This window comes from Litchfieldia stipae, from assembly GCF_014837155.1.
Classification (GTDB): Bacteria; Bacillota; Bacilli; order Bacillales; family Bacillaceae_L; genus Litchfieldia.
On the sequence record NZ_JACYHA010000066.1, the window covers coordinates 1 to 600 of the forward strand.

At 35.7% G+C, this 600-nt stretch carries 1 protein-coding gene; it reads right to left on the reverse strand.

What is annotated here, in order from left to right; genetic code table 11:
• On the reverse strand, positions 1-548 hold a 548-nt coding region (locus F7888_RS22320; protein WP_191783594.1), incomplete at its 3' end, for a helix-turn-helix domain-containing protein.
• Between the last annotated feature and the right edge of the window lie 52 nt (positions 549-600).

Sequence of the window (600 nt, forward strand, 5' to 3'; positions counted from 1 at the left end):
TTTGAAGGTTTCTTTGAGTTCGAATGATAATGCTGCTTGTGCTTTTCGAGATAGTTTTCCGGATCCATCTGAAAAGCTCGTAACTTTTTTAAGTATTCTACCTCTAGACGAAGAAGTTCATTTTCACGTTCCAACTTTTGTTCGTATGTCATTTCGTTCTTTTTATCTTGTTGGTCTTTGTTTCTATTAGACATAGGGATCCGTCCTTCCGGTCTTTTCAGGTCTTCACCCCCATCATCTGAAAATACTTTTTTCCATGTGGAAATATTCGGGTTAATGAGCCCAAAGTGAAGAGCTGCTTCAGTTTCTGAAGAACCTGTTCTTTTTATATAGCTTAATATATCTCGTTTTAATTGAACAGGATAATATTCATTATGCTCCTTATTTGATAGACCTTTTTGTCCAAACTTCTCATATATTTTAACCCACCTATGAATAGCTGATTTCCCTTTTATCCCATGTTTTTTAGCGAGGGTTCTAAATCCAAGTTTCCCCTCCTGATACTCTTTTACAACCATAAGCTTAAAATCTTCGCTATATTTACTCAAAAATAAACACCCCAAAAGTCAGATTTCACTCTAACTTTTGGGGTGCACTACA